The sequence below is a fragment of the Nocardioides sp. Leaf285 genome, assembly GCF_001422955.1.
Classification (GTDB): Bacteria; Actinomycetota; Actinomycetes; order Propionibacteriales; family Nocardioidaceae; genus Nocardioides; species Nocardioides kribbensis.
Map to the genome: position 1 here is coordinate 311,972 of NZ_LMNH01000002.1, position 20,578 is coordinate 332,549.

Consider the following 20,578-nt stretch of genomic DNA (forward strand, 5'->3'; position numbering starts at 1 on the left):
ACGATGACCGCCATCCTCTTCGGCTCCATCAGCACCATCGCCGACACCTCCGAGCTGCAGCGCGAGGCCTTCAACCGGGCCTTCGCCTCCCACGGCCTCGACTGGCAGTGGGGCCAGGAGGAGTACGCCGAGATGCTGGCCACCAGCGGGGGCCGCGACCGGATCGCCGAGCACGCGCGCAGCACCGGCGCCGACGTCGACGCCGACGCGGTGCACCAGACGAAGTCGGAGATCTTCCAGCAGCTGCTGGGCGAGGCCGACCTGACCCCCCGCGACGGCGTGGTCGAGACCATCACCGCGGCGCGCGAGGCCGGCCACAAGGTCGCGCTGGTGACCACGACGTCGCGTGAGAACGTCATGGCCCTGGGCCGCGCCGTGGCCGACCGGATCTCCTTCGACGACCTCGACCTCGTCGTCGACCGCACCCAGGTCGAGCAGCCCAAGCCCGACGGCGAGGCCTACACCTTCGCGCTGGCCGCCCTGGGCGAGCCGGCCGGCTCCTGCGTGGCGGTCGAGGACAACCTCGGCGGCGTCGAGGCGGCCGCCCGCGCCGGCCTCAGCGTCGTGGCCTTCCCCAACGCCAACACCGCCGGCCACGACTTCGAGCGCGCGACCGCCCGCCGCGACCGCCTCGAGCTGGCCGACCTCCAGTCCTTCACCCAGACCGCCTGACCCCGGCGACCAGAGGAGCCGAGATGACCCAGACCACCGACGTGCCCACCCCCGTGCCGGCGCAGGAGCCCGGCGCCCCGCTGGCCCGGCTCGAGGCCACCGAGACCGCCTTCCACGTGGAGGCCTACGAGAAGATCGACTACTCCCTGGTGATCGTGCCGGGCGTCTTCGACCCGGCCAACGCCGAGCTCGCCGACACCTTCCGCGACTTCGGCCGCTGCCTGGCCGTCGTCGACGAGGCCGTCGAGCGCCTGCACGGCGAGCGGATGGCGGCGTACTTCGCCCACCACGACATCGCCCTCACCACCGTGCCGGTGCGGATCGCGGAGACCGCGAAGTCGCTGCGCACGCTGGAGCGCATCGTCGACGCCTTCGCCGACTTCGGGCTGATGCGCAAGGAGCAGGTGCTGGTCGTCGGCGGCGGACTGACCACCGACGTGGCCGGCTTCGCGTGCGCCTCCTACAAGCGCTCCACCGACTACGTGCGCATCCCGACGACGCTGATCGGCCTCATCGACGCGAGCGTCTCGATCAAGGTCGGCGCCAACCACGGCAAGCACAAGAACCGGCTCGGCGCCTACCACGCCTCAAAGAAGGTGCTCCTCGACTTCTCGCTGCTGGAGACCCTGCCCGTCGACCAGGTGCGCAACGGCATCGCGGAGATCATCAAGATCGCCACCGTGGCCCACCTCGACACCTTCGAGGCGCTGGAGAAGTACGGCGAGGACCTGCTGCACACCGCCTTCGGCCACGCCGCCGACGGCGAGCACCTGCGCGAGGTCTCCGACCGGATCACCTACGACGCCATCCGCACCATGCTCGAGCTCGAGGTGCCCAACCTCCACGAGCTCGACCTCGACCGGGTCATCGCCTACGGCCACACCTGGAGCCCGACCCTCGAGCTGACCCCCTCGCCGCCCTTCTTCCACGGCCACGCGATCAGCATCGACATGGCCTTCTCGGCCACGATCGCCGAGCAGCGCGGCTACATCGGCGCCGACCAGCGTGACCGGGTGCTGGCCCTCTTCAGCGGCCTCGGTCTGGCCGTCGACAGCCCGCTCTTCACCCCCGAGGTGCTGGAGAGGGCGACGGCCTCGATCCTGCAGACCCGCGACGGCCTGCTGCGCGCGGCCGTGCCGCGCCCGATCGGCACCTGCTACTTCGTCAACGACCTCGACGTGCCCGAGCTCGTCGAGATCCTCGCCGAGCACAAGCGGGTCTGCGCGTCGCTGCCGCGCGGCGGCGAGGGCGTCGACCAGTACACCCGCGCCGAGACCCCGGCCGGTGCCTGAGCGGGTGCCCGGCCCGCGGCCGGTGACGCCGGTCGGCATCGTCGCCGCGCTGCTCGAGCGGGTCGAGGCCGGCCTGGCCGACGTCGCGGGAGTGCCCGACGACGTGCGGGCCGACCTCGCCCGGGCCCGGGCGGTCGCCGGGGGCCTGGAGCCCTACCTCGAGGCCGGCACCAGCCCCGAGTCACCTGCCCTGGCCGCGCTGACCGCGCGCACCCGAGCCGAGGACTGGAGCGGGCGCAGCGGGGGCGTGTACCTGGAGCAGGAGATGCTCTCCGGCCACGTCGAGGGTGCGCTGCTCCAGCTGCTCGTGCGCACCGGCGGCGCCCGCCGGGTGCTCGAGGTGGGCATGTTCACCGGCTACTCCGCGCTCGCCATGGCCGAGGCGCTGCCCGAGGGCGGCGAGGTGGTGGCGTGCGAGCTCGACGCCGCCGTCGCCGCCCTGGCCGCCGAGTGCTTCGCGGCCTCCCCGGCCGGCGGCCGCATCCGGGTCGAGGTGGGCCCGGCGCTCGACACGCTGCGCCGCCTGGCCGACGCGGGCGAGGTCTTCGACCTGGTCTTCGTCGACGCCGACAAGACCGGCTACGCCGACTACGTCGACCTCCTCCTCGACACCGGCCTGCTCGCCGAGGACGGTCTGCTGGCCCTCGACAACACCCTGCTGCAGGGCGAGCCCTGGGCCGGCGGCCCCGACGGCGCCACGAGCGCCAACGGCCGCGCCGTGGCCGACCTCAACGCAGCGCTCGCCGCCGACCACCGGGTGCAGCAGGTGCTCGTGCCGCTGCGCGACGGCCTGACGCTGGCCCGGCGGGTCTGAGCCGTGGCCGCCCTCTCGAGCGCCGCGACCGGCGCGGTGACCCTCGCCAAGACCATGGGCGCGCTGGCCCTGCTGCAGGCCACGCTGCCGGTCGACCTGGTCGTCACCGGCGTCGCCGCCGCGCGCGGGCGGGCCGCCCGCGGCGCCCGACCCGACCCCGGCGCGGCCGCGGCGGAGCGACGTACGGTGCTGGTCAGCGGGGGGAAGATGACCAAGGCGCTGGAAATCGCGCGGCTGATGCACCTCGCGGGGCACCGGGTCGTCATGGTCGAGACCCGGCGCTACCGGCTCACCGGCCACCGCTTCTCGCGCGCCGTCGACGCCTTCCACGTCGTGCCCGACATCTCCTCGCCCGACTACGCCGCGGCGCTGCTGCGCGTGGTGCGGCAGGAGGGCGTCGACGTCTACGTGCCGGTCTGCTCGCCGGCCGCGAGCATCGCCGACGCCGAGGCCAAGCGGGTCCTGGAGCCGCACTGCGAGGTGGTCCACCTCGACCCCGACGACCTGCGCCGCGTCGACGACAAGCACCTCTTCGCCGAGTCGGCCGCCGCGCTCGGCCTCGCGGTGCCCGACACCCACCGGATCACCGACCCGCAGCAGGTGCTCGACTTCGACTTCTCGCGCTCCGCGCGGCCCTACATCCTCAAGTCGATCCCCTACGACCCCGTGCGGCGCCTCGACCTCACCCGCCTGCCGTTGGCGACCCGCGAGGAGACGGCCGCCCACCTGGCGCGGCTCCCGATCTCGCCGGGGCACCCCTTCATCCTCCAGGAGTTCGTGGAGGGCGAGGAGTACTGCACCCACGGCACCGTGCGCGACGGTCGGCTCCAGGTCTACATCTGCTGCCGCTCCTCGGCCTGGCAGCTGACCTACGAGATGGTCGACAAGCCCGCCATCCGGGAGTGGGTCGAGACCTACGTCGCGGCCCACGGCCTCACCGGGCAGCTGTCCTTCGACTTCATCGAGGACGCCGAGGGCGTCGTGCGCGCCATCGAGTGCAACCCGCGCACCCACTCCGCGATCACCCTGCTGCACGGTCACCCCGGCGTCGCGGCGGCCTACCTCGACGACGACGCCCCCGCCGTCGAGCCGCCCCGGGGCGGTCGACCCACCCACTGGACCTACCACGAGCTGTGGCAGGGGCTGCGCCACCCGCGCACCCTGCCGGGCCGGCTGCGCACCCTCGCGCGGGGCCGCGACGCCGTGCTCGACCCCGCCGACCCGCTGCCCTTCCTCATGCTCCACCACGTGCACGTGCCGTCGCTGCTGCTGCAGAACCTGCGCCGGCTGCGGCCGTGGACCAAGGTCGACCTCAACATCGGCAAGCTCGTCGAGCCGGGAGGCGACTGACATGGCAGAGCACAGCACCGGACCCTTGCGGGTGCTCCACCTGGCCGGCTCCGCCGAGGACGACTTCCTCGCCGACGTCTCCCTGCTCTACGCCCGCGACTGCCTCACCGCCGTCGCCGACCCCGAGCGCTACGTCGCGCTCGTCGCCCACGTCAGCCCCGACGGGTCGTGGCGCTTCCCGGCCGACCTGTCGCCGGCCGCGCTGGCCGCCGCCGACCCGGTGCCCTTCGCCGAGGCCGTCGGCGTGGTCGCCGGGCTGGGCGTCGACCTGGTCGTGCCGCAGATGTTCTGCCTCTCGGGCATGACCCACCACCGCGCGCTGCTGGAGCTGCTCGGCCTGCCGTACGTCGGCAACCGGCCGGCCGTGATGGCGCTGGGCGCCGACAAGGCGCTGGCCCGCGCGGTGGTCGCCGCCGCCGGCGTCAGGGTGCCCGAGGCCTACGTCGTGCCCGGCGGCCCCGAGGCCGGGGCGGCCGACCTGGCCCTGCCGGTCGTGGTGAAGCCCGTCGCGGCCGACAACTCGGTCGGGGTCACCCTGGTCCACGACCCGGCCGACCTCGCCGCGGCGGTCGGGGCCGCCCGCGAGCACGGCGGGCGCGCGCTGGTCGAGACCTACGTGCCGCTGGGGCGCGAGGTGCGCTGCGGCGTGGTCGAGGTCGACGGCGAGCTGGTGTGCCTGCCGCTGGAGGAGTACGCCGTCGACACCGACACCAAGCCCGTGCGCGACCAGGCCGACAAGCTGCGCCGCGCCGACGACGGCGACCTCGCCCTGGTGGCCAAGGACGCCGAGCACGCCTGGATCGTCGACCCCGAGGACCCGGTCTGCGAGCGGGTCTGGGCTGCCGCGCGGCGGGCCTACCGCGCGCTCGGCTGCCGCCACTACGGCCTCTTCGACTTCCGCATCGACCCCGACGGCGAGCCGTGGTTCCTGGAGGCCGGCCTCTACTGCTCCTACGCCCGCACCAGCGTGGTCGCGGTGATGGCGCGGGCGGCCGGCATCGACCTGCCGCAGCTCTTCCGCCTCGCCGCCGACGACGCCCTCGCCCACCCCTGACCCGACGGCCTGACCCGACCGCCCGACCCGACCGCCCGACCCGACCGACCGCCCGACCCCGAGGAGAACCCCGTGGAGACCCAGATCCTGCACCCCGTCGGCGCCCGCGTCAGCGACGTCGCCCTCGACGACCCCGGCCTGCGCGCCGCGCTGCCGGGTCTGCTGGCCGAGCACGGGGTGGTGGTGCTGCCGGGCCAGGAGGTGGGCAACGAGGAGTTCCTCGCGTTCCTGCGCTCGCTGGGCGAGCTGACCTTCACCCGGGGCGAGACGCCCGTCGAGGGCCACCCCGACCTCAACCTCATCAGCAACGTGGGGCGCGAGACCCCGCCGCGCAGCACCTTCCACGTCGACACCAGCTACGTCGCGCGGCCCCCGGCGTACACCGCGCTGCGCGCCGTGAGCATCCCCGAGCGGGGCGGGGCCACGCAGTTCACCAACCAGTACCTCGCGCTGGAGTCGCTCGACCCCGACCTGCGCGAGCGGGTCGAGGGCCGCACGATCACCCACGTCGTCACCGGTGTGGAGCTGGAGGAGGACGACGAGTCCGCGGCCGAGCACCCCGTCGTGCGGCCCCACCCCGTCACCGGTCGGCCCTCGCTCTACCTCACCACGCTGTCGCGGTGCGCCGCGGTCAGCGGGCTCGACGAGGAGGAGTCGGCATCGCTGGTGGCGCGGCTCTACGAGCACTCCACGCGCCCCGAGAACACCCTCGACCACACCTGGGCCCCCCACGACGTGGTCATCTGGGACAACGCCTGCGTGCTGCACCGCGCCGACCACTCCGGCGTCGTCGGCGACCGCGTCATGCACCGCGGCATGGTCGCCGACCACGCCGTGACCGCCTGAGCCGACCGGCTCAGCCCCGCGGCGCGGCCAGGACGCCTCCCGGCATCCGCACCACGACCGTGACGCCCTCGCCCGGCCGGGCGTCGAGCTCGATCGAGCCGCCCCAGGCCTCGGCCATGCGCTGCGCCGCCGCGAGCCCCAGGCCCAGCCCCTGGTCCTCCCGGTGCAGCGAGAGCGACGACTTCGCGAAGGGCCGGCCGAGGGCGGCCACGTCCTGGGGCGGGATGCCCTGGCCGCTGTCGGAGACGATGATCTCCACCGTGCTCTCGTCGGCGAGCCACGCGGCCACGAAGACGTCGGTGCCCGCGGCGGAGAACTTGGCCGCGTTGTCGACCACCCGCTCGAGCACCTCGCGGAGCTCCGCCGCCGGTGCCAGCACGAGGAGGCCGGGGGGCGTGGGGGCGCGGCGCACGGCGATGCGGTGCCCGTGGCGGTAGGTGCGCCCCGAGGCGGTCTGCGCCACCAGGTCGAGGACGCCGTCGAGGTCGGAGGAGGGCCGGACGCCGCGACCGTCGGGCGCGCCGGCGTCACCGGCCTCGGTGCCCGCGCTGACGAGGGCGACCGCGTCGGTGGCGACGCGCCCGAGACGCTCCGTGGCGGCCTGCATGCGCTCCAGGACGCGCTGCTGCTGCGGGGTCAGCGGACCGGGGCGTCCGTCCAGGAGCATCTCCACGGCCACCATCAGCACGGTCAGGGGCGTGCGTAGCTCGTGTGACAGCAGGGTCACCGCAGCGGTCGTGCGGGCGTCGAGGTCCTCGGCCGCCCGCTCGGCCTCGGAGGGGGCGGTGACCCCGTCGAGCGCCACGGCCAGGCCGTCGGCGGCCCGGCGGAGCAGTCGACGGTCGGCCGCCGTCCAGGCCCGTGGGGCCCGCGACCAGGTCACCAGGTGGCCCAGGTCGGCTGCCCCTGCCCCCTGCACGGACACGGCGCCGAGGGCGCCCATCGCACGCGGCCGGCCGCGGTGGTCGTGGAGCGTGGGGTTGGCCGTCGTGGTGCGCCGGTCGTCGGTGGGCTCGGCGCCCAGCTCGGCCCAGGCCGCGACCGGGTCCGAGCCGCCCCCCGGCTGCTGGAACCACGCCGAGTCGGTGCCCAGGGCGCCGCGCAGCCACTCCGCGGCCACCGCACCGAGACCCTCGCGGCTCACCGGACCGTCGGCGCGGGCCGCCTCCAGGCGGCGACGGAGCGCGTCGTGCCCGGTCGGCGCCGCAGTGTCAGCCACGGGTCGGCGCGTCGGAGGAGGACCGGGTCAGCCAGGAGCCGATCGCCTGCGCGGTCGAGGCCGCCACCTCGTCGAGGCGCTGGAGCGCGGCGCCGGCCCCCGACCGCTCCAGGGCGGTCGTCGTCGCGGCCAGGCGCCGGGCGCCGACCTGGGCGGCCGCCGAGCGCAGGGCGTGGCACGCCCTGCGCAGCTCCTCCTCCTGGCCCGCGGACGCGGCGTCGTGCACGGCCGCGACGCGGGCGCCGAGGCCGGCGACCAGGTCGCCCAGCACCTCCCGCGCGAGCGGTGCGCCCACGGCCTCGACGAGGTCGCCGGCGGCCAGCAGGGGCTCGGCGTCGGCGTCGCTCGACGGGCACGGAGGGTGCATGGGAGAAGGTCATCACGACGGCGGCGTCGTGGAGCGGAATTTGACGAATTCTTGAGCCCGCATGTGCTGCTGCGCGTGGTGCGGCCTGCCGATCATGGGCCCGTGGACGACCTCACGACCCGACTCTCCCGCACCGCCCGCGCCACGGTCCGGGCGGCCGCTCCGCTGGTGCTGCTGCTCGCGCTCGGCTCGGCCTGCTCGCAGGCACCTGACGCCCCGGGCTCCGCGGCCGGTGCCCCGCCCGTGGCCGAGGTGACGACGCTGGCCCCGGCCACGCTGGAGCCGGGCGACGAGGTGCCCGCGCCCACCGGGCCCGTGGTGCTCACCATCACGGGCGGTTCGGTGCACAACGTGGGCGACCGGCTCGAGCTCGACCGGGCCCTGCTCGACCGGCTGGGCTCGGTGTCCTACGAGGCCGACGACGACCAGGCCACCGGTGGCCGCCGCACCTTCTCCGGCCCGCTGGTGGCCACGCTGCTGGAGGTGTCCGGAGCCGGTGACGCGACGGTCATGGCGACCCACGCGATCAACGACTACACCGCCGACGTCCCGGTCTCCGACGCGTCGGCGTACCCGCTCATGCTGGCGACCCGCACCGACGGTGAGCCCATGGACGTGGCGGGCTACGGGCCGACGCGCTTCGTCTACCCGACCGAGGGCGCGCCCGAGCTCGACAGCCCCGAGTACGACGCCCGGTGGGTGTGGCAGCTCGACCGGATCACCCTGCGATGAACCCCCGGCCGCTCGCGGGTGGAGCGCCTGCACGCGGCCGCCGGAGCCGGAGGGCGCCGAGCGTGCCCGGCGCGGTGCTCCTGGCCCTGGCGCTGTCGATGCTCGTGGTGACCCTGGTGCTCTCGGTGGCGACCCTGCGCCAGGTCGGGCTGCTCTCGGGACGCGTCGGCGACACCCAGGCCATCGTCGACGCCAACGTCAGGACCCTGACCCAGGTGCAGCGCGAGCTCCTGCTGCTCGACACCATGCTCGCCGACGGCGCGAGCGCCGACGAGCTCGACCTCCAGGGGCAGCTGGTGAGCCAGCGGGTGCAGGAGGGCTCGCTGTCCTACCAGGAGCAGACCCTGCGCGCCGAGGACCTGCTGGCCCTCGCCCGCGCCGACCAGCGGCGCTGGGACGACGACCTCCTCCCCAGGCTCGAGGCCCTGGGCAACGTCGCGGACCGCCCCGGCGCCGAGGGACCGGCGGTGCGGGCGCTGCGGCAGGACGTCATGGAGCTGGAGAGGTCCTACAACCAGCTCGTCTCCGACGGCGAGAACAACCGCAAGGCCCAGGCGGGGCTGGCCAACGACGACGCCGAGCGTCTGCTGTCGGGGGCGCGGCTCATGGTCGGCGGTCTCTTCGCGACCTTCGCCCTCGGCCTGCTCGCGCTGGTCCTCGGCCTGGTCGTGGCGCGGCGCGCCTCGCGGCAGCGCGAGGCCGACCGCGAGGCCCTGGTGACGCTGAACCAGGACCTCGAGCGCTACGCCCACATCGTGCACGCCACCTCGACCATGGTCGTCTGGACCGACGTGCGCGGGCGCATCATCTGGGTCAACCCCGCCTTCGAGGCCGAGACGGGCTGGGCGCTGGCCGAGGTGGTGGGACGCTCGCCGGGTGACTTCCTGCAGGGGCCGGGCACGGACCCCGCCACGGTGCGGGAGATGGGGGAGCGGCTGCGGCGCGGGGAGCGCTTCACCGCCGAGGTGCTCAACTACCACCGCGACGGGCACGAGATGTGGGTCGCGCTCGACGTGACCCCCCTGCGGGAGGAGGCCGCGCAGGGAGACGGCGCGCTCACCGGGTTCGTGGCCGTGCAGTCCGACGTCACCGAGCGCCGCGAGGCGTCGGCGCTGCTGGAGGTCGCCCGCCGCGAGGCCGAGGCGACAGCCGCCGACCGGGCCGCCTTCCTGGCCACGATGTCGCACGAGATCCGGACCCCGCTCAACGCGGTGCTCGGCCTGACCGAGCTCCTGGCCGCGGGCGAGCTCGACCCCGAGCAGCGCGACTTCGCCCTCACCGCCCAGCGCAGCGGGCGGCACCTGCTGAGCCTGGTCAACGACATCCTCGACTTCTCCGCGCTCGACGCCGGCGGGGTGACCTCCTCGGAGGCGGAGCTGTCGCTGGTCGAGACCGTGGACGACGTGGCGGCGATGTTCGCCAGCGAGGCGCAGGGCAAGGGGCTGGAGCTGCAGGTGCGGCGTACCTCCTCGGCGCCCGACCGCGTGCGCGGTGACGTCGTCCACCTGCGCCAGGTGCTGGTCAACCTGGTGGGCAACGCCGTGAAGTTCACCGACACCGGGAGCGTGGCCGTCGAGGTGTCGCGCGACAGCGAGGGCGCCGTCGTCCTCGAGGTCCGTGACACGGGGATCGGCGTGCCGCAGTGGCGCATCCCCTCGCTCTTCCAGCCCTTCACCCGGGGCGACGTGTCCGCCACCCGGCGCCACGGCGGCACCGGGCTCGGCCTCGCCATCTCGCGCGGTCTCGCCCGGGCGATGGGCGGCGACATGTCGCTGACCTCGGTGCTGGGGGAGGGCACCACCGTCACCGTGCGGCTCCCCCTGGCGCCCGTCGGTGCCGCCGAGACCGCGGCGCCCCCGGTCGGTGCCGCCCTCACCGCCGACGTCGGAGCCGCGCTGCGGGTGCTGGTCGCCGAGGACGACCCGATCAACCAGAAGGTGATCACGGCGATGCTGCGGCGCTGCGACCTCGACGCCGTCGTCGTGCCCGACGGTCTCGCCGCGGTGGAGGCGGTGCGGTCGGCCGCGGGCCGGGGCGAGCCCTTCGACCTCGTCCTCATGGACATGCAGATGCCGGTCATGGACGGGATGGAGGCGACCCAGGTCGTCGCCCTCGAGCACCCCGGCCTGCCCGTGGTCGCACTCAGCGCCAACGTCCTCCCTGCCGACCGCGACCGCATGCTCGCAGCCGGCGCGGTCGGCTACCTGACCAAGCCGGTCAGCCTCGCCTCCCTGCTCGACGTGGTGCGGACCCACACCGGGGTCGCCGCCCGCTAGCCCGTCGCGGTGGCGCGCTCGGCGAGCCGTACGGCGACGTGGTGCACCAGGTCGGTGGTCTCGGGGTCGGCGGCGGCCTGCTCGGGCACGAGGCCGCCGAGCAGGGCGGCGGGACGGGTCAGCCACGCCCAGGCGCGCCACGGGTCGGTGCCGGCCTCGAGCAACGTGGTCAGCACCGCGGCGAGCTCGTCGCGCACCCTCCCCGCCGCGTCGAGCTGGAAGGCCGGCACCATCGCCTGCTCCCGGCTGACGACGAGCAGGCGGTGGGCACCCGCCGCCTTGTGCACGTCGAAGCGGGTGGCCTCCAGCGTCGCCCCTCGCAGGGCCGCCAGCGACGCGTAGTCGTGCCACGGGCTCGCCACCAGCTCGGCCCGCACCCGCGCCTGCTGGGCCAGCTGCACCAGCGGCACCGGCACGGCGTGCTCGGGCTCGTCGCCCTCGGCGTGCAGCAGCCTGTCGAGGTCGGCGAGCTGGTCGGCTCCCAGCGGCTCCCCGGTGCGCGGGTCGGTCCACCGCGCGTGGCCGTCGCCGTCGCGGTGGAGCGTCGGCAGTCCGGCCGCCCCCAGCTGGTCGGCCAGCCCCAGCCGCTCCAGCCAGGCCGCGAGGCGCTCGCTGGTCTCCGCCGGGCTCTCGTCGCCCGTCATCGGGCCTCACCAGTCAGGGGGCACGTCATGGGGCAAGCCTGCCTCACCCTCCCTGGACCGCTCGGCTCAGCCGGTGCGGACCGGCGTGGTCCAGCCGTGGGGGCTGGTCCAGGTGGGGCGGTCGACGGCTCCGGCGGTGGTGGGGTCGAGTCGGTCACCGGTCTCACGAAGACCTCGACCGGTCGTACGCAGCCACTTCTCGGGCGGGCCGGCCGGCGACGCGAGGCGGCCCCGCGGGGCCGGCCGGTGCTGGCGGGCGCTCGCGGTGACCGAGCGTGCGTAGTGGCGGGAGACGGCACCTGCGGCGGCCCTCGACCAGTCGTATGCCGCCAGTTCTCGGGCGGGCCGGCCGGCGACCGGAGGCAGCCCCGCGTGGCGGGTCGGCGGCGCTCGCGGCGACCGAGTGCGGGGAAGTGGCGGGAGACGACACCTGCGGCGGCCCTCGACCCGTCGTTCGCCGCCACTTCTCGGGCTGGCCGGCCGGGGACCGGGGGCAGCCCCGCGGGGCCGGCCGGTGCTGGCGGGCGCTCGCGGTGACCGAGCGTGCGTAGTGGCGGGAGACGACACCTGCGGCAGCCCTCGACCCGTCGTACGCCGCCACTTCTCGGGCTGGCCGGCCGGGGACCGGAGGCAGCCGCGCGTGGCGGGTCTGCAGCGCTCGCGGCGACCGACCGTCCGGGGCCGGGTGCCCGAGACCCCTACCGACCACTCGGACACCGACGGGTCACGACGCGACGGTCCAGAGGAGCGACGGTCGCCGGCGTGGTTCCTGAGGAGCGAGCGCAGCGAGCGTCTCGACGGGCTCCCTTCTCGACCACCGGGGTCGTGGGGCCGCCCGGGCGACCGTCGCGCGGCGGTGTGACGGTCGACGTCACAGTCGGATCCGGGGGAGCGACCTAGGTCACAGCCGTATCCTGTGACCTCACAGCGGATCGGTCCCTACTGCGGCTTGGCGGGGCCCGTGATGCTGGTGCAGGGCGCAGGTGCGCCCGTCCTCGGTGCGCGACCTGCGCGCCGTCCCTCTCGCATCAGGAGTGAGCAGTCATGAGGAAGTTCCGGGTCGCCGTGGTCGGTGCCGGTCCCGCGGGCATCTACGCGGCCGACATCCTGACCAAGGAGCACGAAGGCGCGAGCGTCGACGTGGTCGAGCGGCTGCCCGCGCCGTACGGCCTGGTCCGCTACGGCGTGGCGCCGGACCACCCGCGGATCAAGGAGATCGTCAAGGCGCTGCGGCGCGTGCTCGACCGCGACTCCATCCGCTTCCTCGGCAACGTCGAGTACGGCCGCGACGTCACCCTCGACGAGCTCAAGCGCCACTACGACGCGGTGATCTTCTCCACCGGCGCCATGTCGGACCGCTCCCTCGACATCCCCGGTGTCGACCTCGAGGGCAGCCACGGCGCGGCCGACTTCGTCAGCTGGTACGCCGGGCACCCCGACGTGCCCTCCGAGTGGCCGCTCGACGCCCGCTCGGTGGCCGTCATCGGCGCTGGCAACGTCGCGCTCGACGTCGCCCGCATGCTGGCCAAGCCCGCCGACGAGCAGCTGACCACCGAGATCGCCGACAACGTCTACCAGGGCCTCAAGGCCAACCAGGCCACCGACGTGCACGTCTTCGCGCGCCGCGGCCCCGCGGAGATCAAGTTCTCCCCCATGGAGCTGCGCGAGCTCTCCCACTCCCCGAGCATCGACGTGCTCGTGGAGGAGGAGGGCTTCCAGATCGACGACGACGGCCAGTCGCGCATCAGCAGCAACAAGGGCGTCCGCCTCGTGGTCGACACCCTGCTCAAGTACCTCGAGGCCGAGCCGACCGGCGCCCAGCACCGCATCCACATCCACATGTGCCACGCCCCGGTCGAGATCCTCGGCGAGGACGGCAAGGTCGTCGCGATCCGCACCGAGAAGACCGAGATGGACGGCACCGGCAACGCCCGCGGCACCGGCGAGTTCGTCGACACCCCGGTCCAGGCGGTCTACCGCGCGATCGGCTACCGCTCCTCCAGCCTGGCCGACGTGCCCTTCGACGACGTCCGTGGCGTGGTGCGCCACGACGGCGGACGGGTCGTCGACGAGGACGGCATCCAGCTCACCGGGCTCTACGTCACGGGCTGGGTCAAGCGCGGGCCGGTCGGTCTCATCGGCCACACCAAGTCCGACGCCAGCGAGACCGTGCGCCACCTGCTCTCCGACCTCGAGAAGACCCCCGCCCCCGAGGTGAGCGATCCCGAGGGCATCGTCGAGCTCCTGCTCGACCGCGGCGTCGCCGTCACCACCTGGGAGGGCTGGGAGCGTCTCGACGCCCACGAGGTCTCGCTGGGCGAGGCCTCGGGTCGCGAGCGGATCAAGGTCGTCCCGCGCGAGGAGATGCTGCGCATCTCCCAGGGCTGACCGCTACGGCACCAGGTCGAGGACCCGCATGGCCCGCGCGGCCATGCGGGCCTCGCCGATCGCGTTGGGGTGCACGATGACCGGGTTGGTGCCCTGGAGCACCGGCTCGATCCAGCGCACGCCGGCCTCCTGGCAGGCGTCGTGGCCCTCGGAGACCCGGTTGAGGTTGACGTACGTCGAGCCGGTGGCCGCCGCCGCGCGGCGCACGGCGTCGTTGAGCGTGGCCTGGAGGCTGCGCAGGTAGGGCACGTCGCCTTCGGCGACCGGCATCTGGTCGAAGCACCCGCCGGTGCGCGGCAGGATCCACGGGTAGCCGAGGATCGCGACCTCGGCGCGGGGCGCGCGACGTGCGACCTGGCGCAGCACCTTCACGATCGCGGGGTAGGTCGTGTCGCGGATCGTGTCCTCGTAGCTCGAGCCGAACTGGTCCTTGCACGGGCTGCCCTGGCCCAGCGACAGCACCCCGAGCGCGCCGCAGGACAGGATCGAGCCGATGAAGACGCCGCTGTCGTTGCCGCCGATGGTCATCGTGACCAGGCGGGTGCGCCGGTTGAGCGCGTCGAGCTGCGGTGCGACGCCGGGGTACTGGCCCTCGGCGTAGTCGCCGGTCTCCGCGCCGCCGCAGGTCACGTCGACCAGGCGCGCACCGGTGCGCTCGGCGATGAGGTGGGGGTAGTTGAGCGTGGAGCGCAGGCACTGGGGCGGCGCCGTCGGGTCGGGCGGCAGGACGCCCGAGGCGGCGCTGTAGGAGTCGCCGAGGGCGACGTAGCGCCCCCCGTCGACCAGGGCGCCGCGCAGGTCGCGCCGGCCGTCGCGGTCCGTGACCGAGCCGGTGACGGAGGCGGTGGCGGGAGTCACGAGCAGGGTCGCGGCCAGCGCGAGGACCGCGGCCAGGACGGGTGCCAGGACGGCAGGGCGGGCGGGCGTGCGTGGGCGCATCGGTTCTCCGTCGACGGGGGGACGGGCGAGGTGGTGCCCGTCACAGCGTTCTACGGGGCGCTCCCGCCCCCGTCAAGGGCTCGAGGAGGCCACGGTCCCGCCGAGCACCTCGGCCACGAGGTCGCGCTGGTAGTCGTCGTAGGCCGCACGCGCCCGCGCGGCCGGCCAGGCGTGCGGCTCGAGCGAGGCGGGGAGCAGGGGGTCGGCGGCGAGGTGGCGCACCAGCCGCGCGGCGAGGGCGAGCCGGGTCGCCGGCGTGGCCGCCTCCGCGAGGGCGGCCGTCGTCCGCTCCGCCTCCTCCGCCCAGCCCCGGAGGTCCCACAGGCGGGCGGCGAGCGCTGCGGGGTCGTCGTCGGGGCGGGCGCGGAAGAGGGTGGTGGTCGGGTCGGCGGGGGTGGGGCGCTCGAGGTTGGCGGGCCGGGTCCAGACCCCCTCCCGGAGCTCGGCGAGACGGGCGGCGGCCATCCGGGAGCGCAGGGCGGAGCGCTCGGTGCCGGGGCGTCCGGCCACGGTGACCACGACCATCTCCCAGTCGCCGTCCCACGCTGCGGCGCGCGCGGTGTGCTCCTGGCGCTCGCGGCGCTCGACCAGGCGGCGGCCCAGACGGTGCTCGGCGCCCTCGCGGGTGACGTCGCCGGCGGCGACCGCACGGCTCAGGGCGACGCGCACCGTGGCGGGCGCGATCCCCAGGTGCTCGCCGGCCCCGACGAGCTCGGCCCCGGTCAGCGGTCGCGGGTGGGCCCCGAGCAGGAGGCTCAGCACCACCGAGCGGGCGGGGAGCGGCTTGACCTCGGGCACCGGTCGAGTCAACCACAGGAGCATTACGCCTCTGGACACGCCTGTCACGCCAGACGTAATGTCAGTCGCCCGACGCGTCGATCCCAGGAGGGCCCATGACCACGACCCACGAGGTGCTCAACCAGGTGCCGCCGCTGGTCGGGCACGACACCAGCGACGACGCCGCCCTGCGCGAGGGCCTGGAGCGCGAGGGGGCCGGGTGGGCGCTCGGCGAGGTCTCCGCCCTGGGCCGTCTGGCCGGGAGCGCCGAGGCGCAGGAGCTCGGCCGCCTCGCCGAGCGCCACCGCCCGGTGCTGCACACCCACGACCGCTACGGCCACCGCATCGACGAGGTCGTCTACGACCCGGCCTACCACGAGCTGATGCGCACCGCCGTCGCGCACGGGCTGCACGGCGCCGCCTGGGCCGACGACCGCCCGGGCGCCCACGTCGCGCGCGCGGGCCGCTTCATGGTGTGGAACGTCGACGCCGGCCACACCTGCCCGATCTCCATGACCTACGCCGTCGTGCCCGCCCTGCGCGCGCACGCCGACCTCTCGGCGCGCCTCGAGCCGCTGCTCACCGGGCGCGACTACGACCCCGTCCTGCGCGACCCCGACACCAAGCGCGGGCTCATCGCGGGCATGTCGATGACCGAGAAGCAGGGCGGCTCCGACGTCCGCGCCAACACCACCACGGCCACACCGCAGAGCGACGGCACCCACCTGCTGGTCGGCCACAAGTGGTTCACCAGCGCACCCATGTCCGACGTCTTCCTCACCCTCGCCCAGGCGCCGGGCGGTCTGTCGTGCTTCCTCGTGCCGCGGGTCCTGCCGGGCGGCGCACGCAACCCGCTGCGCCTCGTGCGGCTCAAGGACAAGCTCGGCAACCGCTCCAACGCCTCCAGCGAGATCGAGTACGACGGAGCCGTCGGCTGGCTCGTGGGCGAGGAGGGGCGCGGCGTGCGCACCATCGTGGAGATGGTCAACATGACCCGTCTCGACTGCGTCATCGGCTCCGCGGCCGGCATGCGCGCGGGCCTGGTGCAGGCCGCCCACCACGCCCGCCACCGCGCGGCCTTCGGTCGCCCGCTGCTGCAGCAGCCGCTGATGCGCAACGTGCTGGCCGACCTGGCGGTGGAGTCGGAGGCTGCGACGACGACGATGCTGCGCCTGGCCGGAGCCAACGACCGCGCCGTGCGCGGCGACGAGGGCGAGGCGGCGCTGCGCCGCATCGGCCTGGCCGTGACGAAGTACTACGTGTGCAAGCGCGCGCCCGTCGCGGTGGGGGAGGCGCTGGAGTGCCTCGGCGGCAACGGCTACATCGAGGACTCCGACCTGCCGCGGCTCTACCGCGAGATGCCGCTGCTCTCGATCTGGGAGGGCTCGGGCAACGTCGCCGCCCTCGACGCGCTGCGCGCCCTGGGGCGCGAGCCGCACACCCTCGACGCGTTCCTCGGCGAGGTGGAGCTGGCCGCGGGCGCCGACCGCCGCTTCGACGACGCCCTGGCCCGGCTGAAGAAGGAGCTGACCTCCTTCGACGACCTCGAGGTGCGTGCGCGGCGCGTGGTGGAGCAGCTGGCGCTGGTGCTCCAGGGCTCGCTGCTCGTGCGGCACGCCCCCGCGGCCGTCGCCGACGCCTTCTGCGCCTCGCGCCTGGGGCGCGACTGGGGTGGGGCGCTCGGCACGCTGCCGCCCGGTCTCGACCTCGACCCCGTCGTCGAGCGCGCGCTCGTCGAGGTGCCCTGACCCGTCGTGCCCTGACCCGTCCGGACCCGGGTCAGCCCTCCAGGGAGCGGCCGGCCGACGCGGTGACGCCGCGCAGCAGGTCGCGCAGGGCCACGGCCTGCTCGGCGGTGACCCCCAGCGCCTCCGCGACCCGGCACTGCACCCGCTCGGCCTCCGGTCGCATCGCCTCCCCGGCGGCGGTGAGGGCGACCAGCACCACCCGCTCGTCGGCGGTGCTGCGGCGGCGGGTGACCAGGCCGGCCTGCTCCATGCGGCGCAGCAGGGGCGTCAGTGTGGCGTGGTCGAGGCGCAGGGTGGCGGCCAGGTCCTTGACCGCGCACTCGTCGCGGCCCCAGAGCACGACGAGCACGAGGTACTGCGGGTAGGTGACCCCGAGGTCCTCGAGGATCGGTCGGTAGGCGGCCGTCACCGCCCGCGAGGCGGCGTAGAGGTCGAAGCAGAGCAGGGCGTCGAGCTCGTGCCCGACCGCGACGGTCCCGGAAGTCGTGCCCGACGTGGTGCCGGACGTGGTGCCGAACGTGGTGGAGGACATGCTTGCATCTTACTCGTGGGCAGGTATCTTGTGTGCAAGACATCCTCGTCGACCGAAAGGAACAGCACATGCCCACGCGCACCGCTCGCACCGCCTGGAACGGCACCCTCGAGGACGGCTCCGGCCAGGTCGAGCTCTCCAGCTCCAAGGTCGGCACCTACGAGGTCTCCTTCCCCAAGCGCGCCGCTGACGAGGCCGGGGGCACCACCAGCCCCGAGGAGCTCATCGCCGCCGCGCACTCCGCCTGCTACGCCATGCAGCTCTCGGCCTTCATCGCCGAGGCCGGCGGCACCCCGCAGGCCCTCGACGTCAAGGCCGACGTCTCGCTCGGCCCCGACTCCGCCAACGGCGGCTTCAAGCTCACCGGCATCACCCTGACCGTGCGCGGCGAGGTCGACGGCCTCGACGCCGCCGGCTTCGCGAAGGCCGCCGACGCGGCCAAGGCCGGCTGCCCGGTCAGCAAGGCCCTCACCGGTGTCGAGATCACCCTCGACGCCGCGCTCGAGGACTGAGCGCTCCACCAGCTCCACCGGCCCGGGGCCGGTCGCCGCGACCACCGCGGCGGCCGGCCCCGGTCCACGTGGTGCCCCGGTCGGCACGGCGGGTCCTCGACACGCGACGATGACCCCATGCGCCTCTCCTGGACCCTGCACCGCGACGGCCGCACCGTCGCCGACGACGAGATCGTGCGGCCCGAGGAGCGGCTGGCCTGGCCGCTCACGATCGGTCTGGGCGCCCAGCACGTCGTCGCGATGTTCGGGGCGACCTTCCTGGTGCCGCTGCTGACGGGCTTCCCGCCCACCACCACCTTGTTCTTCTCCGGCGTCGGCACGCTGCTCTTCCTCCTCGTCACGGCCAACCGGCTGCCGAGCTACCTCGGCTCGTCCTTCGCCTTCATCGCGCCGATCCAGGCCGCCACGGCCACCGGCACCCTGGGCAACGCCCTCTTCGGCGTGCTGGCCGTCGGGCTCACCCTCGCCCTGGTCGGCGTGGTCGTGCTCGTCACCGGCACCCGCTGGATCGAGGCGCTCATGCCGCCGGTGGTCACGGGCGCGATCGTGGCCCTCATCGGCCTCAACCTCTCCGGCGCCGCCACGGCGAACGTCCAGCTCGCGCCGTGGACGGCCATGATCACGCTGGCCGCCGTCATCGTCGTCGCCGTCGGCCTGCGCGGGCTCGCCGCGCGCCTCTCGGTGCTGCTCGGGGTGGCCGTCGGCTACGTCGTGGCCGCGCTGGCCGGCGCCGTCGACCTCGGCCCGGTGCGCGACGCGGCCTGGGTGGGCCTGCCCGACTTCTTCGCCCCGGAGCCGAGCTGGAGCGTGCTGCCGGCCTTCCTGCCCGTCGTGCTGGTGCTCGTGGCGGAGAACGTCGGCCACGTGCGCACCGTGGCCCACCTCACCGGCGACGAGTCGCTCAACCGGCTCACCGGCCGCGCCCTGCTCGCCGATGGGATCGCCACCACGCTGGCCGGCTCCGCGGGCGGCTCGGGCACCACGACCTACGGCGAGAACATCGGCGTCATGGCCGCCACCCGGGTCTACTCCACCGCGGCCTACTGGGTCGCCGGCGTCGTCGCGCTCGTGCTCAGCCTGTCGCCGAAGTTCGGCGCGCTGGTCAACACCATCCCCGCCGGCGTGCTGGGCGGCGTCACCGTGGCGCTCTACGGCCTCATCGGCGTCATCGGCGTGAAGATCTGGATCGACAACCGTGTGGACTTCTCCCGCCCGGTCAACCAGCTCACCGCGGCCGTCGCGCTGGTGATCGGCATCGGGAACCTCACCCTCGGCGGCGAGGACGTGCTCGTCACCGGCATCGCGCTCGGCACCGTCGCCGCCCTCGTCGTCTACCACGGCGCCACCGCGCTGGAGCGGCTGCGCGCGTGAGCGGCGGGTTTGAGGTGCCCCCGCCGGTGGCAGGAGGTGGCCTATGACGCCCGTCACCGAGACCCCGCGGCGGGTCACCGCCCCCGTGCGCCGGCTGGTCAACGCCCCCCTCGCCCTCGTCGTCGCCATCGTCGTCGTCTGGGTCGGCTGCTCGATGGCCTACGCGGTGCTGGAGGACCGCGGCCCCGTCGAGTCGCTGTGGTGGGGCATCGTCACCGGGTCGACGGTCGGCTACGGCGACTCCTACCCCTCCTCCACGGCCGGGCGCGGCGTGGCCAGCGTCCTCATCGTCACCATGCTCCTGCTGGTGCCGATCGCGATCGGCCACGTCATCGCCGGCCTCGTCGTCGACCGCGACCAGTTCTCCCACGACGAGCAGGTCGCGCTGGCCGAGACCGTCGAGTCGCTCCACGACCGCGTCGAGACCCTCGAGCACCTGCTGCGGGCCAGCCTCACCGACGTCCACGGGAGCGCCTGGGTCGAGGAGCACCTGCGGGAGGCCGCCTCCCGCGAGAGCGCCCACCACGACGTCGACGACCGCATGCTCGCCACCTTCCACGGCACGCCCGCCACCTCCGCGGCCACCACCTCGGCGCCCGCCACCTCTCGCACGAAGGACCGCCCATGACCTCCCGCCCCGGCACCACCACCCGCCGCATGCGCTCGGCCGGCGTCTCGATCGGCGTCACCGCGCTCATGGCCGCCGGCCTCACCGGCTGCTCGACCTCCGCCGACTACGCCGCGGTGTGCGTCGACCCCGACACCCAGGAGCGCGTCGACGACGACGAGTGCGACGACGACTCCGACTACAACGGCACCGGGTCGGGCTTCTTCTGGTACTACCTCGGCGCCAGCTCCCGCGTGCCGGGTGTCGGCAGCCCCGTCTCCGGCGGCACCTTCAACGGCTCCTCGCTCAGCGGCAACGTCCAGCGCGGCGGCCTGCCCAGCAGCGGCGGCACGTCGGTCAAGAGCGTCACCAAGACCGGGGGCTTCGGCGGCGTCAGCCGCGGCATCTCCTCCTGACCCGCCCGGCCCGACCCGCCCG

General features: G+C 74.7%; 20 protein-coding genes. 14 read left to right on the top strand and 6 right to left on the bottom strand.

Annotated features, from left to right (window positions below; all coding sequences use genetic code 11):
- Nucleotides 1-3: 3 nt before the first annotated feature.
- The 6 genes from ASF47_RS06630 to ASF47_RS06655 all read left to right on the top strand — a co-directional run bounded on the left by ASF47_RS06630 (nt 4) and on the right by ASF47_RS06655 (nt 6,028).
- Nucleotides 4-672 (top strand): HAD family hydrolase, encoded by a 669-nt coding sequence (locus ASF47_RS06630; RefSeq protein ID WP_056863220.1) that lies wholly within the window; start codon nt 4-6, stop codon nt 670-672.
- A 23-nt stretch (nt 673-695) separates the two neighbouring features.
- Nucleotides 696-1,964, top strand: a complete 1,269-nt coding sequence (locus ASF47_RS06635) for a sedoheptulose 7-phosphate cyclase (RefSeq protein WP_056863221.1) — start codon at nt 696-698, stop codon at nt 1,962-1,964.
- A complete protein-coding gene (locus tag ASF47_RS06640; RefSeq protein WP_200918978.1) occupies nt 1,957-2,778 on the top strand; it encodes an O-methyltransferase in 822 nt (273 codons plus the stop codon). The genes ASF47_RS06635 and ASF47_RS06640 overlap by 8 nt, the downstream gene beginning before the upstream one ends.
- Nucleotides 2,779-2,781: 3 nt before the next feature.
- Nucleotides 2,782-4,128 carry an ATP-grasp enzyme gene (locus ASF47_RS06645; protein ID WP_056863222.1) on the top strand — a complete coding sequence of 449 codons (1,347 nt, stop codon included), beginning with the start codon at nt 2,782-2,784 and terminating at the stop codon, nt 4,126-4,128.
- Nucleotide 4,129: 1 nt separating this feature from the next.
- Nucleotides 4,130-5,182: a D-alanine--D-alanine ligase family protein gene (locus ASF47_RS06650; protein ID WP_056863223.1), complete on the top strand. Its 1,053-nt coding sequence runs from the start codon at nt 4,130-4,132 to the stop codon at nt 5,180-5,182.
- Nucleotides 5,183-5,254: 72 nt separating this feature from the next.
- Complete coding sequence (locus tag ASF47_RS06655; RefSeq protein WP_056863224.1) at nt 5,255-6,028, top strand: TauD/TfdA dioxygenase family protein; 774 nt, start codon at nt 5,255-5,257, stop codon at nt 6,026-6,028.
- A 10-nt stretch (nt 6,029-6,038) separates the two neighbouring features.
- Here the strand turns inward: ASF47_RS06655 and ASF47_RS06660 are convergent, their stop codons facing one another.
- Nucleotides 6,039-7,247, bottom strand: a complete 1,209-nt coding sequence (locus ASF47_RS06660) for a sensor histidine kinase (protein ID WP_056863225.1) — start codon at nt 7,245-7,247, stop codon at nt 6,039-6,041.
- On the bottom strand, nt 7,240-7,614 hold the full coding sequence (locus tag ASF47_RS06665; RefSeq protein ID WP_056863226.1) for an Hpt domain-containing protein: 375 nt from the start codon (nt 7,612-7,614) through the stop codon (nt 7,240-7,242). The genes ASF47_RS06660 and ASF47_RS06665 overlap by 8 nt, the downstream gene beginning before the upstream one ends.
- 102 nt (nt 7,615-7,716) lie before the next feature.
- Here ASF47_RS06665 and ASF47_RS06670 point away from each other — a divergent pair, with 102 nt between their 5' ends.
- Together ASF47_RS06670 and ASF47_RS06675 are read left to right on the top strand one after the other, a co-directional pair.
- The gene (locus tag ASF47_RS06670; RefSeq protein WP_056863227.1) at nt 7,717-8,346 is read left to right on the top strand and encodes a hypothetical protein; all 630 of its coding nucleotides are present in this window, start codon (nt 7,717-7,719) and stop codon (nt 8,344-8,346) included.
- Nucleotides 8,347-8,408: 62 nt separating this feature from the next.
- Nucleotides 8,409-10,622 (top strand): PAS domain-containing hybrid sensor histidine kinase/response regulator, encoded by a 2,214-nt coding sequence (locus tag ASF47_RS06675; RefSeq protein WP_056863228.1) that lies wholly within the window; start codon nt 8,409-8,411, stop codon nt 10,620-10,622.
- Here the strand turns inward: ASF47_RS06675 and ASF47_RS06680 are convergent.
- Complete coding sequence (locus ASF47_RS06680; RefSeq protein ID WP_056863229.1) at nt 10,619-11,266, bottom strand: hypothetical protein; 648 nt, start codon at nt 11,264-11,266, stop codon at nt 10,619-10,621. The genes ASF47_RS06675 and ASF47_RS06680 overlap by 4 nt on opposite strands.
- A gap of 1,044 nt (nt 11,267-12,310) precedes the next feature.
- Between ASF47_RS06680 and ASF47_RS06685 the strand changes: the two genes are divergently transcribed.
- Complete coding sequence (locus ASF47_RS06685; protein ID WP_056863230.1) at nt 12,311-13,654, top strand: FAD-dependent oxidoreductase; 1,344 nt, start codon at nt 12,311-12,313, stop codon at nt 13,652-13,654.
- A gap of 3 nt (nt 13,655-13,657) precedes the next feature.
- Here ASF47_RS06685 and ASF47_RS06690 read toward each other — a convergent pair whose 3' ends face one another.
- On the bottom strand, nt 13,658-14,593 hold the full coding sequence (locus ASF47_RS06690; RefSeq protein WP_082500088.1) for an SGNH/GDSL hydrolase family protein: 936 nt from the start codon (nt 14,591-14,593) through the stop codon (nt 13,658-13,660).
- Nucleotides 14,594-14,665: 72 nt separating this feature from the next.
- The gene (locus tag ASF47_RS06695) at nt 14,666-15,391 is read right to left on the bottom strand and encodes a PaaX family transcriptional regulator C-terminal domain-containing protein (RefSeq protein WP_235558664.1); all 726 of its coding nucleotides are present in this window, start codon (nt 15,389-15,391) and stop codon (nt 14,666-14,668) included.
- A gap of 95 nt (nt 15,392-15,486) precedes the next feature.
- Here ASF47_RS06695 and ASF47_RS06700 point away from each other — a divergent pair, with 95 nt between their 5' ends.
- On the top strand, nt 15,487-17,118 hold the full coding sequence (locus ASF47_RS06700) for an acyl-CoA dehydrogenase family protein (RefSeq protein ID WP_056863232.1): 1,632 nt from the start codon (nt 15,487-15,489) through the stop codon (nt 17,116-17,118).
- Nucleotides 17,119-17,149: 31 nt separating this feature from the next.
- On the opposite strand, the gene ASF47_RS22180 is transcribed toward ASF47_RS06700, so the two are convergent.
- Entirely contained in the window at nt 17,150-17,650 is a 501-nt protein-coding gene (locus ASF47_RS22180) for a MarR family winged helix-turn-helix transcriptional regulator (protein WP_082500089.1), read from the bottom strand.
- A 68-nt stretch (nt 17,651-17,718) separates the two neighbouring features.
- Here ASF47_RS22180 and ASF47_RS06710 point away from each other — a divergent pair, with 68 nt between their 5' ends.
- From ASF47_RS06710 to ASF47_RS06725, 4 genes are all read left to right on the top strand, one after another.
- Nucleotides 17,719-18,162, top strand: coding sequence for an OsmC family peroxiredoxin (locus tag ASF47_RS06710; RefSeq protein ID WP_056863233.1), 444 nt, complete (start codon nt 17,719-17,721; stop codon nt 18,160-18,162).
- A gap of 117 nt (nt 18,163-18,279) precedes the next feature.
- On the top strand, nt 18,280-19,533 hold the full coding sequence (locus ASF47_RS06715) for a uracil-xanthine permease family protein (protein WP_056863234.1): 1,254 nt from the start codon (nt 18,280-18,282) through the stop codon (nt 19,531-19,533).
- A gap of 43 nt (nt 19,534-19,576) precedes the next feature.
- A complete protein-coding gene (locus tag ASF47_RS06720) occupies nt 19,577-20,161 on the top strand; it encodes a potassium channel family protein (RefSeq protein WP_056863235.1) in 585 nt (194 codons plus the stop codon).
- On the top strand, nt 20,158-20,556 hold the full coding sequence (locus tag ASF47_RS06725) for a hypothetical protein (protein ID WP_056863236.1): 399 nt from the start codon (nt 20,158-20,160) through the stop codon (nt 20,554-20,556). Before ASF47_RS06720 ends, ASF47_RS06725 begins: the two co-directional genes overlap by 4 nt.
- The last annotated feature ends 22 nt before the right edge of the window (nt 20,557-20,578 follow it).

Coding starts and splice junctions, on each gene's coding strand:
- ASF47_RS06630 (WP_056863220.1), top strand. CDS start 4: ATGACCGCCATCCTCTTCGGCTCCATCAGCACCATCGCCGACACCTCC.
- ASF47_RS06635 (WP_056863221.1), top strand. CDS start 696: ATGACCCAGACCACCGACGTGCCCACCCCCGTGCCGGCGCAGGAGCCC.
- ASF47_RS06650 (WP_056863223.1), top strand. CDS start 4,130: ATGGCAGAGCACAGCACCGGACCCTTGCGGGTGCTCCACCTGGCCGGC.
- ASF47_RS06665 (WP_056863226.1), bottom strand. CDS start 7,614: ATGCACCCTCCGTGCCCGTCGAGCGACGCCGACGCCGAGCCCCTGCTG.
- ASF47_RS06680 (WP_056863229.1), bottom strand. CDS start 11,266: ATGACGGGCGACGAGAGCCCGGCGGAGACCAGCGAGCGCCTCGCGGCC.
- ASF47_RS06685 (WP_056863230.1), top strand. CDS start 12,311: ATGAGGAAGTTCCGGGTCGCCGTGGTCGGTGCCGGTCCCGCGGGCATC.
- ASF47_RS06690 (WP_082500088.1), bottom strand. CDS start 14,593: ATGCGCCCACGCACGCCCGCCCGCCCTGCCGTCCTGGCACCCGTCCTG.
- ASF47_RS06700 (WP_056863232.1), top strand. CDS start 15,487: ATGACCACGACCCACGAGGTGCTCAACCAGGTGCCGCCGCTGGTCGGG.
- ASF47_RS22180 (WP_082500089.1), bottom strand. CDS start 17,650: ATGTCCTCCACCACGTTCGGCACCACGTCCGGCACCACGTCGGGCACG.
- ASF47_RS06710 (WP_056863233.1), top strand. CDS start 17,719: ATGCCCACGCGCACCGCTCGCACCGCCTGGAACGGCACCCTCGAGGAC.
- ASF47_RS06715 (WP_056863234.1), top strand. CDS start 18,280: ATGCGCCTCTCCTGGACCCTGCACCGCGACGGCCGCACCGTCGCCGAC.
- ASF47_RS06720 (WP_056863235.1), top strand. CDS start 19,577: ATGACGCCCGTCACCGAGACCCCGCGGCGGGTCACCGCCCCCGTGCGC.
- ASF47_RS06725 (WP_056863236.1), top strand. CDS start 20,158: ATGACCTCCCGCCCCGGCACCACCACCCGCCGCATGCGCTCGGCCGGC.